Here is a 15,532-nt window from a genome sequence, read left to right on the forward strand (position 1 = left end):
GGGCGGCCGAGGTTCGCTTGTGTGACCAGAGCAGCTAGTGCGCCTCAGTCACACTACTGTGGCCCCTGGGACAGGCCCGGAGGCCCGGACGATCGAGTCGGCGACGCCCGCGCCGGCGAGGTCGGCGGCCAGGTCGGCGGCGTGCTCGTCGTTCGAGGCGAGGAACGCGCAGGTGGGGCCGGAGCCGGAGACGATCGCGCCGATCGCGCCGAGGTCCCGTCCGGCGGCGAGCGTCCGGCGCAGGGACGGGCGGAGGGTGAGCGCGGCGGGTTGGAGATCGTTCACCAGGGCGGCGCCGAGGTTCTTGGCGTCACCGGTGGCGAGGGACGCCATCAGGTCCTCCGAGACCTGGGGCCGGTCGCCCGGGCGGTTGTCGGCGGCGCGGATCCGGTCGCACTCGGCGTAGACGGCGGGGGTCGACAGGCCGCCGTCGGCGGTCGCGAACACCCAGTGGAAGACGCCGCGGGCGAGTGCGGGGGTGAGCCGCTCGCCCCGTCCGACCCCGATCGCGGTGCCGCCGAGCAGCGCGAACGGCACGTCGCTGCCGAGGTCGGCGGCGAGCTCCAGCAGGTCGTCGCGGGTCAGGACGGGCTCGTCGCGGTCGTCCCAGAGCCGGGCGCAGGCGACGATCGCGGCGGCGGCGTCGGCGCTGCCGCCCGCCATGCCGCCCGCGACGGGGATGGCCTTGCGGATGCGCAGCGCCACCGCGGGTTCGACGCCGAGCCGGGCCGCGACGAGCAGCGCCGCCCGGGCCGCGAGGTTGTCCGCGCCGGTGGGGACGCCGTCGACCGCCACCCGCGAGTAGGGGGCGGTCTCGACGGTCACCTCCAGCCGCCCGGCGGGTGTCGCCGTGACCTCGTCGAAGAGGGACACGGCGTGGAACACGCTGACGAGGTCGTGGTAGCCGTCGTCGCGGATCGGCCCCACGCCGAGTTGGAGGTTGACCTTCGCGGGGACGCGTACGCTCACTGCGGTCACGCCACCGAAGCGTACGGGACGCGGCGAGCCCGCACGCCCGCACGCGATCAGTCGCTGGTCACCGGGAGGTTGCGGGGGTTGAAGTAGGGGGTGGTCGCGATCTCGCGGAGGGCGGACACGGCGCGTTTGTCGCCGGTGACGGAGAAGGCGCGGCGTTTGTCGCGGGGGTCGTCGGCCTGCTCGTCGGAGTCGAAGTAGACGACGGCCTTGATCTGCGGGTCCTGGAGGGTCTTGGCGGCCGCGCGGAGCCATTCGGCGCGGCGTTCCCCATAGGACTGGGGGACGCCGAACTCGGCGATCATGATCGGTTTGGCGCGGCCCCGGGCCCATTCCATGAACAGCTTCACGGCTTCGGACAGGTCGCGGTAGTCGTAGTCGCCGCCGGGCTGGGCGTCGGCGCAGATCCAGTCGACCTCGCCGTCGCCCGGGTAGAAGGACCCGGCGTTACCCGAGCCGAAGCCGCGGGCGGACGGGCACCAGACCCAGGCGACGTTGTCCACCTTCTCCTGCTTGAAGATCGTGCGCAGGTGTTTCCAGGCGGCGATGAAGTCGGCGGCGGAGTGGACGCGCGGCAGCGCGCTCTTTTTGTCCATGTCGCGCGACCAGCGGAGGAAGACCGGTTTGCCGGTGGCCTTGATCGCGCGGGCGCGGTCCCGGATCAGCTCGTCGTGGGTGCCCTGGACGATCTCCTTGGTGTCGGCGCTCCCCCAGGTCAGCAGCAGGTAGCGGTTGCCGCTGAGGACGGAGGTGTCCAGGTCGCCGGGGAAGGGTGCCTTCCAGCTCGCGTAGTTCTGGACGATGTCGAGTTGCCGTCCGAGCTGGCGTTCGAACCCGACGACGGGCGCCATGCCGGGTTTGCCGGCGTCCTTGCCGGTCGGTTTGGCGGACGGCCCACCCGACCCGGACGGTGATCCCGATGGTGATCCGGAGGGGGTGTCCGATGCCGTCGTCGGGGAGGACGTGGAGGGGGATGTGCGTTTGCCACGGACCTCGGGGGGGACCCAGGCACCGAAGTAGGCGCCCTTCGTCGGTGGTGTCGGGGCGACGCCGGCCCGTGCGGTCGTGGTGATCTTCGGTGCCGCGCCCGCCCCGCTACCGCACCCCGCCGCGGTCAGCGCGGCCAGCGCCGCTATCACGATCGGCGCCCCCGCGGGCACCCCCGCCCGCGCCGTCCGCGAACGCGCCTTCACCATCGCCCTCCGCCTCTTCCGGATCTGTCGTGCCCCCGGGTCCGGCCGCAGGGGGATTATGGGCACCGCCCAAAGGACCATACTCGGCAATACGGGCGAAGGAGGCCACGTCCAGCGCTTCGCCCCGAGCTTGTGGATCAACGTCGGCGGCGCGCAGCGCCCGCTCGGCGTCCGCGGCCGAACCGGCCCAGCCCGCGAGGGCCGCCCGCAGCGTCTTGCGGCGCTGCGCGAAGGCGGCGTCGATCACCGCGAACACCCGTTCCCGGGTCGCCGTGGTGGACGGCGGGTCGCGGCGGGTGAACGCCACCAGCCCGGAGTCGACGTTCGGGGCGGGCCAGAACACCGCGCGGCCCACCGGCCCCGCACGGCGGGCCTCCCCGTACCACGCGATCTTCACCGACGGCACCCCGTAGATCTTGGAGCCGGGCGGGGCGACCATCCGGTCGGCGACCTCGGCCTGGACCATGACGAGGGCGCGCCGCAGCGAGGGCTGCGTGGCCAGCAGGTGGAGGACGACGGGGACGGCGACGTTGTAGGGGAGGTTCGCGACCAGCGCGGTCGGCTCCGGGCCCGGCACTGTTGTGACCTTCATCGCATCGGCGTGGACGACCTCCAGCCGCCCGGCGAGTTCCGGTTCCCGTGCCGCGGCCGTGGCGGGCAGTTCGGCGGCGAGCGCCGGGTCGATCTCCACCGCCACGACGCGCCGCGCCGCCGGCAGCAGCGCCAGCGTCAGCGACCCGAGCCCGGGCCCGACCTCCAGGACGACGTCGTCCGGCCGCAGGTCAGCCGCCCGGACGATCCGCCGGACGGTGTTCGCGTCGATGACGAAGTTCTGCCCGAGCGTCTTGGTCGGCCTGATGCCCAAACGTCCGGCCAACGCCCGGACGTCCGCCGGCCCGAGCAACCCCTGTTTTTCCCCCACGTCCCCAGTGTCTCAAACCTAGGAGAACAAAAAACGTCCACAGTTCGGCCATTGGCCTTGCCAGCGCCCGTTCACCCTGTTGTAGAGCATCTGCGCCCGGTAGGTCTGCTCGCCGGCGCTGGCGTCGGACGGTTTGCCCGATCCGCCGACCGACGCCCAGGACGCCATCGAGAACTGGTACAGCCCGTAGTAGCCGGCCGGGTTCACGGCCTTGGGGTTGTTGTTGGACTCGCATTTGGCGAGGCCGGCCCAGTTCAGCCGTGCGGCGCTGCCGCCGCCGGCCGACTGCGGGCCGACGGCGAGGATCCGCGCGACGGGCTTGCGCTTGACCTTCTGCGAGATGACCAGCTTGACCTTCTTGCCCTTGCGGCGGACGTAGGCGGTCTGTACGACCTTCAGCCCCGGCTTGCCCTTGCGGAGCTCCTTCTCGCTGAAGGGCGGCACCGATGAGCTCTTCTTGCGGATCGTCGGCGCGGGCACCGCGACGACCTTGGTCACCGGCGCCGTCAGCAGCCGCACCACCTTGATCATTTTTCCGGCGGGGCGTTCGCGCGGCGGGGCGACCAGGTCGTGCGGGCCGAGCGGGATCTTCGCCTGGTCGAGGACCTGCTGGACGGTCGTCCCCGTCGTCATCGTCTCGGTCTTCTTCTTGTCGACCACGATGACGATCTTGCGTGGTGCGGGGGCGCTCGTCCGGGGCGCGTCCGCGACGGGCGCGGCCTTGCCCGGGTCGCCGGATCCGCCGCCGCCCCCGCCACCGCAGGCCGCGGCGAGCAGCGCGGTCACGAACAGGACGGGGATCGCAGGGGTCGTGGGGGTTCGACGCACCGTGTTCCTCCAAGGCCGGCCGGGCTGGGGGGGTCCCCGTCTCACCGCGCCAGAGAGTAGGCCAGCCGCCGGCCCTTCGCCACCTCAACGCCCCCAAAGGTCACTTCAGGGGTGAAACATCCGGCTTCACGGCACGCCCGAATGTCACCAGGGGCCGAAGGCCCGCTCCCCGTTCGCCGCGATGGCGGTGCACAGTTCCGCCACGTCCACGCCCTTGATCTCGGCCATCGCGCGGACGGTGTAGGGGATCAGGTACGAGGCGTTCGGCTTGCCCCGGTGCGGGATCGGCGTCAGGAACGGCGCGTCCGTCTCGACCAGGACGAGGTCGAGCGGCGCCACCTTCAGCGCCGCGCGCAGCGGGTCCGCATTCTTGAACGTGACATTCCCGGCGAAGCTCATCAGGTAGCCGCGCTCGGCGCAGATCTCCGCCATCCGCTCGTCACCCGAGTAGCAGTGGAAGACGACCCGGTCGGGCGCGCCCTCGTCCGCGAGGATCGCGAGCACGTCGTCGTGCGCCTCCCGGTCATGGATGACCAGTGCCCGGCCGGTGCGCTTGGCGATGTCGATGTGGCCGCGGAACGACTCCTCCTGGGCCGCCCTGGGCGCCCAGTCGCGGTAGTAGTCCAGGCCGGTCTCACCGATGGCGCAGACCTTGGGGTGCGCGGCCAGCCGGGCGATGTCGTCCAGGACGGCGGCGGAGATCCGCGTCGTCTCGTTCGGGTGGATCGCCACCGCCGCGTACACCTGGTCGAACTCGCTGGCGGCCTCCACCGCGAACCGGGAGGACGGCAGGTCACAGCCGATCGTGACGATCCGGGTGACACCCACCGCCTTCGACGACGCCAGCTGCTCCTCCACCGGCGTCCCGACGATGTCGAGATGGCAGTGGCTGTCGAACACCGCGACGGGCAGCCGGTCGGGCAGCGGCGGGTACGAGCGGGCGGCCTGCCCGTCCTGCTGGTCACGGGTCACGGCTTCTCCAGGCGGGCGAGTTCCTCGTCCACCACGGACGTGTCGAGCTTCTTGAACAGCGGCACCGGCTTCTGCAGCGGGACCCCCACCTTGACCGGCGTGGACTCCCAGCGGGCCCGGGTGGCGTAGTCGCCGGTCAGGATGCGGTAGTCGGGGCCGCCGTCCTCCGACACCGTCGTCAGCTCCGGCATGCCGCTCCACACCCCCTCGCCGCCGAGCATCTCGTGCACCTTCTGGGACGAGTTCGGCAGGAACGGCGTGAGCAGTGTCTTCGCGTCGTCCACGACCTGGAGCGTGGTGTGCAGGATCGACTGGACGCGGGCGGGGTCGTCCTTCAGCTTCCACGGCGCCTGGTCGGACAGGTACCGGTTCGCGTCACGGACGACGTCGAGCGCCTCGGTGATCGCGTTCTTGAACCGCGACCGCTCCAGCTCCGCGCCGACCGCGCCGAACGCGGTGCGGCTGCGCTCCATCAGCGCCCGGTCGGCGTCGGTGAGGTCGCCGGGCCCGGGGATCGCGCCGAAGTTCTTCGCCGCCAGGTTCACCGACCGGTTGACCAGGTTGCCCCAGGCCGCGACCAGTTCGTCGTTGTTGCGGCGGACGAACTCCGCCCAGGTGAAGTCGGTGTCCTGGTTCTCCGGGCCGGCGATCGCGACGTAGTAGCGCAACGCGTCCACGTCGTAGCGCTCCAGGAAGTCCTTCACGTAGATGACGACCTGCCGGGACGAGGAGAACTTCCTGCCCTCCATCGTCAGGAACTCCGACGACACCACCTCGGTCGGCACGTTCAGCGCGCCCAGCGAGCCGGGGGTGCCGCCCTTGTCGCCCTGGCCGCTGTAGCCGAGCAGGATCGCCGGCCAGATCTCGGCGTGGAAGACGATGTTGTCCTTGCCCATGAAGTAGTAGGACAGGGCGTCCGGGTCCTGCCACCAGGCGCGCCACGCCTCCGGGTCACCCGACCGCCGCGCCCACTCCACCGACGCCGAGAAGTAGCCGATGACCGCGTCGAACCACACGTACAGCTTCTTCGCGGGGTTCTCGCGCCAGCCGTCCAGCGGGATCGGCACACCCCAGTCGAGGTCGCGGCTGATCGCGCGGGGCTGCATGTCGTCGAGCAGGTTCAGCGCGAACTTCAGCACGTTCGGGCGCCAGTCACCCTGCTTGCCGCGCAGGTAGCGGCCGAGGACGTCGGTGAAGGCGGGCAGGTCGAGCATCAGATGCTCGGTCTCGACGAACTTCGGCTTCTCCCCGTTGATCCGGCTCACCGGGTTGATCAGGTCGATCGGGTCGAGCTGGTTGCCGCAGTTGTCGCACTGGTCGCCGCGCGCGCCGTCATACCCGCAGATCGGGCAGGTGCCCTCGATGTAGCGGTCGGGCAACGTCCGGCCCGTGGACGGGGAGATCGCACCCATCGTGCTCTTGCTGAAGACATAGCCGTTGTCGTAGAGGCCCTTGAAGACCTCCTGGACGACGGCGTAGTGGTTGAGGGTGGTGGTCCGGGTGAACAGGTCGTAGGACATGCCGAGGCCGTGCAGGTCCTCGGCGATCACGGCGTTGTACCGGTCGGCCAGTTCGCGGGCGGTCACGCCCTCTTTGTCGGCCTGCACCTGGACGGGGGTGCCGTGCTCGTCGGTGCCGCTGACCATCAGGACCTTGTTGCCCGCCATCCGCTGGTAGCGGCTGAACATGTCGGCGGGCAGCGCGAATCCGGAGACGTGCCCGATGTGACGGGGCCCGTTGGCGTACGGCCAGGCGGGCGCGGCCAAGATGTGTCGGCTTGACGAGGACATGGAATCAAGGGTAGTCGCGTCCACCCCCGCAACCGCACCAATATCGGCCCCTGGGGGGCGGCGGGGCGGCTGGAAGGTTCCCGGAGATCTCCGCCCGGCGCCTCCGGGCGGTCCAGGACGCGAGTAGCCTGGTCCGGCGTTTCGGCCGCACCGACCCCGGGCACCCGAAACCAGCCGCACCAGGAATCGAGCGAGGCAGAAGCGAGGCATGGCCCAGACCACGGCCGGCGAGCCGTCCGTCACCGACGAGGAACCGACGACCCGGCAGGACGGGCCGCCCCGCCCGCTCGTCCGCGCGCTGCGCCGCGTCCGGCGGACGCGGCGCGTCGTGTGGCTGGCCCTGCTGGTGGCGGCGTGCACGGTGCTCGCCCACTGGGTGATCATGACGCCGCCGCTGTACTTCGACCCGTACTACGTGTGGCTCGGCGCCCGCGACTGGCCGGACGTCCCGCTCACGCAGTGGCCGTTCGACGAGGTCCCGCACCAGGTGACCCGGATCGGGCTGGTGCTGCCCGCGCGGCTCGTCCAGGACGTCCTCGGCCCCGGCCAGGCCGCCTACTTCGTGATCGCGGCGCTCGGCGGCTGCGCGTTCTTCGTCGGGACCTACCTGGTCGTCCGGTCGCTGTTCGGGGACCTCGCGGGGCTGGCGTCCGCGCTGGTCCTGCTGGTCAACCCGTTCTTCACGATGACCAACCCGTTCGGCCACGACATCACCTGGTCGACCGGCGTGATGCTGCCCGACATGCCCGGCGCGGGGCTGTTCGCCCTCGGCATGGCGACCCTGGTCGTCGCCGGCCGCCGGACCGGACGCGCCCAGACCCGGTATCTGATCGCCGCCGGGGCCCTGCTGGCCTCGGCGTTCCTCGTCCGCGAGTTCCTGGCGTTCCTGTTCCTGCCGATCCCCGTGTACCTGTGGCTGCTGCGCATCCCGTGGCGGCGCAACGTCACGGTCGGCGCGCCGATGGTCGCGCTCCTGGCGGCCAACCTCGTCCACAACGCGGTGGTCTGGGGTGACCCGCTGGCGGGCCTGATGTCGGCGGCCGAGCACGGCGGCCAGTCCCGCGACTACGTGACCCGGGAACTGGCGCTGCGCTCCTTCCTGCGCGCGATGCACGACTGGCAGCCGCTCGGCACGATCTTCGTCGGTCTGCTGGCGCTGACGGTCGTGGGTCTCGCCGTCACCCGCGACCGGCGGCTGGCGCTCGTCCTGGTGTGGTTCTTCACCCTCGCCGTGCCGCTGACGGTGCTGTCGGGCGTCCTCGACCCCAACAGCATCTCGCTGCGGGCCTGGCTGCCGCGGTACTGGTTCGCGGTGCTGCCCGCGCTGCTCGCCGGCGGCCTCGGATCAGTGATCCTGATGATCCGGATGCTGCCGGACGGCCTGGTCCGGCGCGCCCGTGTCCGCACGGTCGTCGCGCCGGTCCTGGCCCTGGCGCTCGGCGGGTCGTACGCGGTGTCCGCCGTCCGCGCCGTCCCGGACCTGCCGCGCGACACCGCCTGGAACGAGCTGCGCGGCTACCTGGGCGAGCACGGCGAAATCCGGCTGATCTGCGCCGACCGGCGGCTCGCGCAGACCCTCACCTTCTACACCCGCGACATGTGGGGTAACCCGATCTGGCACGGCGAGATCCGCGACTTCCCGCACTACATGCCGCAGATCCCCCGCAACGCCCTGGAAGGCCCCATGCTCTACACCCGGTGGCGGGGCCAAGAGTCACCGATAGCCGCCGGCTGGCAACCGTCCCCAGCCCAAGGCTGGAAGCTCATGTGGCGCTCCTCAGACAACATCCTCCAACTCTGGAACCCACCCCCAAACGCAGCAAAAAGCTGAGCCTCCAAGCCACAGGGCTAGAACCCAAACCACCAACAAGCGAAACGTTGCGATCGCGTGCGAAGCCAGGTTCGAGCGTGCGAGAACCTGATCGCGAAGCGAGCCCTCAAGGGCGAGTCGAAAGCGATGCAGCGATCGCCGCACTGCCCGTGGAAGGAAGGGCCTCCAGGGCCCGACCGCCAAGGGCGGTGCAATAAACACAGCGATCGCCGCACTGCCCGTGGAAGGAAGGGCCGTCAAGGCCCGACCGCCAAGGGCGGTGCAGACCACACCACCCAGTCGCCTTCGGGGGTTCGGCGGTGGTCGAGGACTTTCCAGCCTTCGGGGGCGCCGCCCGGCCACGTGGCCGTCGGGGGGACGTTCTTGGGCCAGTACAGGACGACCATGTCGACGTTCCGCGGTGGTTTCGTCCAGCGGGCGTCGAAGATGCTGCCGTCGCTCCACCAGGCCCAGTAGTAGTGGGACAGCCGGATCGTCCAGGGGACGTTCCAGTCGAGCGCGATGGAGCGGGTGTGCTTGAGGTCGGCGCGCCCGCGCAGGTCGGTGTAGGCGGTCGTCTCGCGGACGAGCGGGCGCGCGATCCGGTCGGTCGCCGTCACCACCATGGCGAGTGCGACGGCCGCGAGCAGCCCGGCGAGCATCGTCGGGCCCGCCTGCCGGGACGGGCGGCGCAGCAGCGTCGCGAGCACGGCCAGGCCGAGCAGGGTGAGGCCGGCGAGGGTCGCGTGCCAGAGCCGGAACGACGTCCAGTCCCAGGTCAGGAATGACGTCTCGGGGAAGTCGTAGCGCGTGTAGGTGAAGCGGCTGAGCCGGTCGCCCGCGTACCACTGGACGACGCACGCCGTGAGGACGGTCAGCGTGACCGCGGCGGAGACCGCACGCAGCAGCGTCTGCCGGGAGGCACGCAGCAGCACCGCGACGCCGACCGCGAACAGGATCGGGGTGACGCAGGCAAGGTAGCGGCCGTAGACGTAGTTGCCGATGCGGTACTCGACGGGCAGTGCCCCCGAAGTGGCGAACGCGATGCCCGCGACGATGGCGAGGATGCCGAGCGCGAGGGCGCGCAGCCGCGCCGGTGTTCCCCGCCGGGTCGCGGCGAAGCCGACGGTGACCAGGCCGACCGCCGCGAGCCCGCCCGTCGCGACGGCCTGGTACCAGATCTGGCCGGTGCCGAGCGACAGCATCCAGGCGAGGCCGTCCTGGGTGGTGAGGCGGCGGGCGAGGTTGCCGCTCAGGTTGTTGTCTCCGGCCGGGTACAGGTGCGGCAGCAGTGAGTGGTTGAGGATCGTTCCTGCCATCGTCACGGCCCCGGCGACCAGTGCGGTGAGCGCCGCGCTGTGCCAGGGACGCCACCGGCACACCACGGCGACCGTCAGCAGCGCGCCGTGTACGAGGAGGAAGACGGCGCCGCGCGTGTGCGAGGTGTAGGCGAAGGCGACCAGCAGCGACGCCCCCGTCCCGTACAGCGTCACCCGGCGCGGCGCGCGCTCCCCCGGCCTGTTCGGCTCCGTCAGCCACGAGTGCAGGAGCAGCAGCCAGCCGAGCAGCACCACCGGCAGGACCGCGTCGGTCAGCACGAACTCGGAGTAGAACAGCACGCCCGGCAGCAGCGCGGTCACGTGCGCGAACACATACGACCAGCGTCGCCGCACCTGGAGGCGGCGCAGCAGCAGGTAGGCCAGCGGCAGCATCAGGGCGCTGATCAGCGCGTTGATCACCAGCGCGGACCGGTACACCGTCACCGGGTCGTCGCCGATCCAGAACGCGGGTGTCAGCAGCAGCGGGTACCCGCCCCGGTAGACCGTCCCGTACGACAGGTCGGCGTCGGTGCCGCCGGTCAGGACGCGTGCGGCGAACAGGTAGCCCGCCTCGTCCGGTGTCGCGACCGGCATCGTCTGCCCGGACGCGAGCCAGAGCCGTACCGCGACCTGGAGCAGCCAGCCGAGCAGGAACAGCCAGATCCAGCGGCCGCGGCGGGCGGGCGCCGGGACGGTGCCCGTACCGGACGGCGCGGCCTGTGGGCGCGCGACGCCGGTCCCGGCCCGCCGGGGCTCGATCTCGGTGCTCATGGTCGTCCTGCGCGTCGGAGGCGCGCGGTCAGGGGAGGAAGATCCATTGCCGTACAAGCCTGTCACAGTCCGGGCGGGGCATCGTCCGCCGCCCGGAAACGCTCAGCAAGTTCTCGGCATTCGGCACGCTCAGCGACGTGGCCTTCCGCAGATCCGGGCCACGGGTCGCACGGGGCGCACGGGGCGGCCGCCCTCAGCTTTCGGACTTACCGCCGGACTCTCCAGACTTCGCCGACTTACTCGACTTTGCGGACTTCTTGCTCTTCGTGCCCGGCTCGACGGACGCGGCGGTGGCACCCGCCGCGGTGGCACCCGCCCCGGTCGCCGCCTCGGTCGCCGCCTCCTGCGAGGCGGCCTTCCGCTCGCCCGCGACCTTCGCCGCCGCGGCGTCGACGACGCCCGCGGCCTCCTCGACCGCGTCGGTGAGCGGCGGGTGCTGGCGGCGGCGGATGCCGAGGATGCTGACGAACAGCGAGGCGAAGATGGCCTGGAAGCTCATCACCAGCGCGGTCGCGGCGGGCACGACGATGCGCAGCGAGTGCCGCGGGTCCAGTTCACCGAAGCTGTTGACGCGCCAGTGCAGCAGCGACGCGACGAGACCGCCGAGACCCGCGACCGCGAGCAGACCGCCGAGCAGCAGGCCGCGCTCCAGGCTCCACCAATCGATGATCTTCTGGACCCGCTGGTCATGCGGCAGGAATCCCTCCTGCATCGCGTAGACCTTCGTGAGCAACGCGAACAGCACCGCCTGGAAGCCGATCACCAACGCGGCGGACGCGCCGACGAGGGTGTCGACGTCGAAGGCGACCTCCCCGACCGTGACCGGTCCGGTGGACAGCGCGATGCCCGCGAGCAGCCCGAGCGTCATGAAGACCAGGCCGGGGATCAGGAACAGCCAGCGCGGGCTGTAGAGCATGAGGAAGCGCAGGTGGCGCCAGCCGTCCCGCCAGGTGTTCAGATGCGGGGCGCGGGACCGCCCGTCCGGCGACAGCGTCGTCGGGACCTCGCGGATGTCGTACTTCTGCAGGGTCGCCTTGACGACCATCTCGCTGGCGAACTCCATGCCGCCGGTCTGGAGGCCGAGCCGCAGGATCGACTCCTTGTTGAACGCGCGCAGCCCGCAGTGGAAGTCGCCGATCTTGCTGCGGAAGAACAGCCGCCCGACGAAGCTCAGCACCGGGTTGCCGAGGTAGCGGTGCAGCGGCGGCATGGCGCCCGGCGCGATACCGCCCTTGAACCGGTTGCCCATGACGAGGTCGGCGCCGTCGCGCAGCTCGTCCAGGAACGGGCCGAGGGTCGCGAAGTCGTAGGAGTCGTCGGCGTCGCCCATCGCGACGTAACGCCCGCGCGCGGCACCGATACCGCCCATGAGCGCGTTGCCGTAGCCCTTGTCGAGCACCGGGACGACCCGCGCCCCCGCGTCCCGCGCAAGTTGCTGGCTGCCGTCGGTGCTGCCGTTGTCGGCGATGACGACCTCGCCGTCGATGCCGCTGTCCTCAAAGAAGCCGATCGTCTTGCGGACGCAGGTCTCGACCGTCTCCGCCTCGTTGAGACATGGCATCACTACGGAGAGTTCCACGCGATCTCCTTCGTTACCCCTGGTGACCGTCTGCGGTGTTGTCCACTAATCTCACGTGTGTTCCGCCGGGCGGCCCGTCGTCGTTCATGATGCCTGCCGGGAACGGAGAATGCCGGGCGCTCCCCACAAGAGCGCCCGTATCGTGTTGCTCACTTGCAACCGAAAAACCATCCCCGCCACGGTCACGGGCGGCAGGCTAGGACATCAAGCATACGGGCACGGCGGCCCGGAAAGGTTGGGTCGGCTGTGACGCGCGTGGGAAATGCGGTGCCACCAGGCGGGACACCGGACAGCGAAGGGGAGGTGCGGTAGTGGCGGGCGATTCGCCGCACGGCACCATGCTCGACGAGGGCGCACCCGAGGAGGCCGCGCTCGACGAGGCCGGGTCCGGCGACACGCCCGGCGGCACGATGACCATCACCGATTCCGCGACCGAGGTCGAGACGGTCTCCGGTTCCGGTCAAGCCGCCGGTGGCGGTACGGCCACCGACTCCGGAGAGTCACCCGCGCCGGACGAGCCGTCCCCCTCCGGCGACGAGGGGCGGCAGGGCCGCGCGGCCGAGCTGTGGGCGATGGTCCGCCGACACCCCGCCTTCACTGTGATCATTGCCACAGCGGCGCTGCTCCGGCTGATCGCGATGATCGGCTACCAGCCGGCGATGTTCTTCAATGACAGCTTCGACTACCTGCACGTCGCGATGGAGCCGTTCCCGCACCCGCTGCGTCCCGACGGCTACTCGTTCCTGCTGCTCGCCCTGAAGCCGTTCCACAGCTTCGCCCTCGTCGTGCTCGTCCAGCACCTGATGGGCCTGGCGATGGGCGTGATGATCTACGCGCTGCTGCGCCGCAGGTTCGGCCTGCCCGGCTGGGGGGCGACGATCGCCGCCGCGCCGGTGCTGCTGGACGGCTACCAGATCCAGCTCGAAGAGCTGGTCCTGTCGGACACGATGTTCACGTTCCTGGTGATGTGCGCGGTCACGCTGCTGCTGTGGCGCGACCGCCCGACCTGGAAGGTCGCCGCGTCCGTGGGGCTCATCGTCGGCGTCGCGTGGCTGACCCGGTCGGTCGGCATGCCGGTGCTGCTCGGCGTGCTGGCGTTCATGCTGATCCGGCGCAGCGGCTGGCGGCTCATGGCGGTGACGCTGGTGGCGTGCATGCTGCCCGTCCTGGCCTACATGGGCTGGTACAAGGCCGACAGCGGCAAGTTCGCGATAACCGAGAGCAACGGCATCTTCCTGTATGCGCGCGTCTACAAGTTCGCGGACTGCCACAAGATGCACGATCTCCCGGTGAGCGAGTACGCGCTCTGCACCGAGCCCGCGAATCGCCTGCCGAACTCCCAGGACGGCATCTGGAACGCCCGCTCCCCCCTCAACCGCTACACCGGCAAGCGGTTCAGCCCCGAGAACAACGCGCTCGGCAACGACTTCGCCAAGCGCGCGATCGTCGCGCAACCCGTCGACTACCTGCGTGTCGTCGCACACGACTTCTTCAAGGTGTTCCGGTGGGAGCGGACGGTCTTCCCCGACGAGGCCACCTACCGGCAGTACGAGTTCCGCAAGACCGGAACGCCCCTGCCCGACTGGCACATGGACGCCGACTCCACCGCGTCCGGTGAGGCGCACGCCTACGAGGACGGCAACGCCCGCACCCAGGTGGTCGAGCCGTTCGCCGGGGTCATCCGCGGCTACCAGGACTACTTCTACCTGCGCGGCACCATGCTCGGCGGCATCCTGCTGATCGGCCTCGCCGGGATGGTCCCGCTGTGGCGGCGCTTCGGCGGAGCGGCGCTCCTGCCGTGGACGCTGGCGACCGGCCTGCTCCTCGCACCCGCCGCGACCGCCGAGTTCGACTACCGCTACGTCCTGCCGGCGGTACCACTGGCGGCCCTGGCGGCGGGGATGGCCTTCACGCCCGAGGCCCGCGGCCGCTTCGCCGCCCTGCCGCGCCGCGTCCGCCGCCTCACGACCCGCACGCCCAGCGGCGCCACGGGCGCCACAGACCTCGGCCGGACCTCACCAGGCACCTGACCACGGACCTCACGAAGGGCCGCGGCACGGACCTCACCACGGAGGACGCCCCGGCCCGACCGGCACGGGACGGCCAGCGTCACCAGGCGTGCAGGCGGCGCAGATGGAAGATCATCGCGACGTCGCCGCTGCCATCGCGGGCCATGGGCACCTGGGTGTGCCTGCCCAGCGGAGTCGAGAACACCTTGATGTTCTGGCTCTGGCACCGCGGGCACACATGATCGACCCAGGGGGTCATGCACCGCTGCCCGCCCCGCTCGTACACGGCGGCCTCGCCGCCGTGCCCGTCGTCATAGTGGCGGACCTTGAACTTCTCGTTCCAGGTCGTCGCACAGGCCTGGCATTCGTAGACCCACACTTCGTGGCTTGACCATGCATCGTGCACGGCCGTCACCCCCTCGCGACGCGAGTGCGCGCTGTCCCGTGGTCACCCCGAACGTGACGCTGGACGGGTTATTCCCCGGATGACAGGGGTTGGACCGCTCCCAGGAAGTGATTATTTCCTGGCGCCGACGACGGCGTCGTAGACGACCCGTTTCGGCAGGCCGTTCTCCTTGGCGATCTCCTGGATCGCCTGTTTCCGGGGAGTTCCCGCGTCCTCCCGGACGGCCACGGCGGCGGCCAGGTCGGACGGCTCGGACAGCCCCTCGGGCTCGGGCGCGCCGCCGACCACCACGGTGATCTCGCCGCGCACCCCGTCCCGCGCCCACGTCGCGAGATCACCGAGCGGGCCCCGGCGGACCTCCTCGTAGGTCTTGGTCAGCTCCCGGCAGACCGCGGCCGGACGACCGGCGCCGAACGCGCCGGTCATGGCGACGAGGGTCGCCTCCAGCCGGTGCGGCGCCTCGAAGAACACCATCGTGCGGGGCTCGCGGGCCAGCGCCTCCAGCCGCCGGGTACGCTCCCCCGGCTTGCGCGGCGGGAAGCCCTCGAAGCAGAACCGGTCGGTGGGCAGGCCCGACACCACCAGCGCGGTGGTGACGGCGGACGGTCCGGGCAGGACCGAGACCGGCACCCCCTCCTCGACGGCCGCGCGGACGAGCCGGTACCCCGGATCGGACACGCCCGGCATGCCCGCGTCGGTGATCACCAGGACGTCCCGTCCGGCCAGCAGGTCCGCCAGCAGCTCGGTCGCGCGGGCCCGCTCGTTCTGGTCGTAGTACGACACCACCCGCGCGGACAGCTCCACCCCCAGGTCGCCCGCCAGCCGCCGCAGGCGCCGGGTGTCCTCGGCGGCGATCACCGGTGCGGCCGCGAGCGCCGCCCGGAGCCGCTCCGACGCGTCCTCGGGCCGTCCGATCGGCGCCGCCCCCAGCAGCAAGGTCCCCATCACGCCGTCATTG

At 71.1% G+C, this 15,532-nt stretch carries 12 protein-coding genes; 2 read left to right on the plus strand and 10 right to left on the minus strand.

Annotated features, from left to right (window positions below; genetic code table 11):
* Nucleotides 1-48: 48 nt before the first annotated feature.
* From AMA02S_RS11770 to metG, 6 genes are all read right to left on the minus strand, one after another.
* A complete protein-coding gene (locus AMA02S_RS11770) occupies nt 49-969 on the minus strand; it encodes a 4-(cytidine 5'-diphospho)-2-C-methyl-D-erythritol kinase (protein WP_218004936.1) in 921 nt (306 codons plus the stop codon).
* A gap of 56 nt (nt 970-1,025) precedes the next feature.
* Nucleotides 1,026-2,171 (minus strand): glycoside hydrolase family 26 protein, encoded by a 1,146-nt coding sequence (locus AMA02S_RS11775; protein ID WP_067456033.1) that lies wholly within the window; start codon nt 2,169-2,171, stop codon nt 1,026-1,028.
* Nucleotides 2,071-3,090: a 16S rRNA (adenine(1518)-N(6)/adenine(1519)-N(6))-dimethyltransferase RsmA gene (gene rsmA, locus AMA02S_RS11780; protein ID WP_067456036.1), complete on the minus strand. Its 1,020-nt coding sequence runs from the start codon at nt 3,088-3,090 to the stop codon at nt 2,071-2,073. The genes AMA02S_RS11775 and rsmA overlap by 101 nt, the downstream gene beginning before the upstream one ends.
* Nucleotides 3,091-3,108: 18 nt before the next feature.
* The gene (locus tag AMA02S_RS11785) at nt 3,109-3,918 is read right to left on the minus strand and encodes a resuscitation-promoting factor (protein WP_084264999.1); all 810 of its coding nucleotides are present in this window, start codon (nt 3,916-3,918) and stop codon (nt 3,109-3,111) included.
* 144 nt (nt 3,919-4,062) lie between these two features.
* Nucleotides 4,063-4,890: a TatD family hydrolase gene (locus tag AMA02S_RS11790; RefSeq protein ID WP_067456039.1), complete on the minus strand. Its 828-nt coding sequence runs from the start codon at nt 4,888-4,890 to the stop codon at nt 4,063-4,065.
* Nucleotides 4,887-6,680, minus strand: coding sequence for a methionine--tRNA ligase (gene metG, locus AMA02S_RS11795; protein ID WP_067456042.1), 1,794 nt, complete (start codon nt 6,678-6,680; stop codon nt 4,887-4,889). The genes AMA02S_RS11790 and metG overlap by 4 nt, the downstream gene beginning before the upstream one ends.
* A 208-nt stretch (nt 6,681-6,888) precedes the next feature.
* Between metG and AMA02S_RS11800 the strand changes: the two genes are divergently transcribed.
* Entirely contained in the window at nt 6,889-8,511 is a 1,623-nt protein-coding gene (locus tag AMA02S_RS11800; protein WP_067456045.1) for a glycosyltransferase family 39 protein, read from the plus strand.
* 236 nt (nt 8,512-8,747) lie between these two features.
* Here AMA02S_RS11800 and AMA02S_RS11805 read toward each other — a convergent pair whose 3' ends face one another.
* Nucleotides 8,748-10,580, minus strand: coding sequence for a hypothetical protein (locus AMA02S_RS11805; protein WP_067456048.1), 1,833 nt, complete (start codon nt 10,578-10,580; stop codon nt 8,748-8,750).
* Between the two features lie 193 nt (nt 10,581-10,773).
* On the minus strand, nt 10,774-12,159 hold the full coding sequence (locus tag AMA02S_RS11810; RefSeq protein WP_245667461.1) for a glycosyltransferase family 2 protein: 1,386 nt from the start codon (nt 12,157-12,159) through the stop codon (nt 10,774-10,776).
* 311 nt (nt 12,160-12,470) lie between these two features.
* Here AMA02S_RS11810 and AMA02S_RS11815 point away from each other — a divergent pair, with 311 nt between their 5' ends.
* Nucleotides 12,471-14,189 (plus strand): glycosyltransferase family protein, encoded by a 1,719-nt coding sequence (locus tag AMA02S_RS11815; RefSeq protein WP_245667462.1) that lies wholly within the window; start codon nt 12,471-12,473, stop codon nt 14,187-14,189.
* 79 nt (nt 14,190-14,268) lie between these two features.
* On the opposite strand, the gene AMA02S_RS11820 is transcribed toward AMA02S_RS11815, so the two are convergent.
* Both AMA02S_RS11820 and rsmI read right to left on the minus strand, forming a co-directional pair.
* Nucleotides 14,269-14,574: a hypothetical protein gene (locus AMA02S_RS11820; RefSeq protein WP_157430521.1), complete on the minus strand. Its 306-nt coding sequence runs from the start codon at nt 14,572-14,574 to the stop codon at nt 14,269-14,271.
* Between the two features lie 111 nt (nt 14,575-14,685).
* A complete protein-coding gene (rsmI, locus tag AMA02S_RS11825; RefSeq protein WP_067456054.1) occupies nt 14,686-15,519 on the minus strand; it encodes a 16S rRNA (cytidine(1402)-2'-O)-methyltransferase in 834 nt (277 codons plus the stop codon).
* Between the last annotated feature and the right edge of the window lie 13 nt (nt 15,520-15,532).

Source organism: Actinomadura macra NBRC 14102, assembly GCF_001552215.1.
GTDB classification, from domain to species: Bacteria; Actinomycetota; Actinomycetes; order Streptosporangiales; family Streptosporangiaceae; genus Spirillospora; species Spirillospora macra.

Bases quoted from the DNA above. Each gene is read 5' to 3' on its own strand.
- AMA02S_RS11775 (WP_067456033.1), bottom strand. From the start codon at position 2,171: ATGGTGAAGGCGCGTTCGCGGACGGCGCGGGCGGGGGTGCCCGCGGGG.
- metG (WP_067456042.1), bottom strand. From the start codon at position 6,680: ATGTCCTCGTCAAGCCGACACATCTTGGCCGCGCCCGCCTGGCCGTAC.
- AMA02S_RS11800 (WP_067456045.1), top strand. From the start codon at position 6,889: ATGGCCCAGACCACGGCCGGCGAGCCGTCCGTCACCGACGAGGAACCG.
- AMA02S_RS11805 (WP_067456048.1), bottom strand. From the start codon at position 10,580: ATGAGCACCGAGATCGAGCCCCGGCGGGCCGGGACCGGCGTCGCGCGC.
- rsmI (WP_067456054.1), bottom strand. From the start codon at position 15,519: ATGGGGACCTTGCTGCTGGGGGCGGCGCCGATCGGACGGCCCGAGGAC.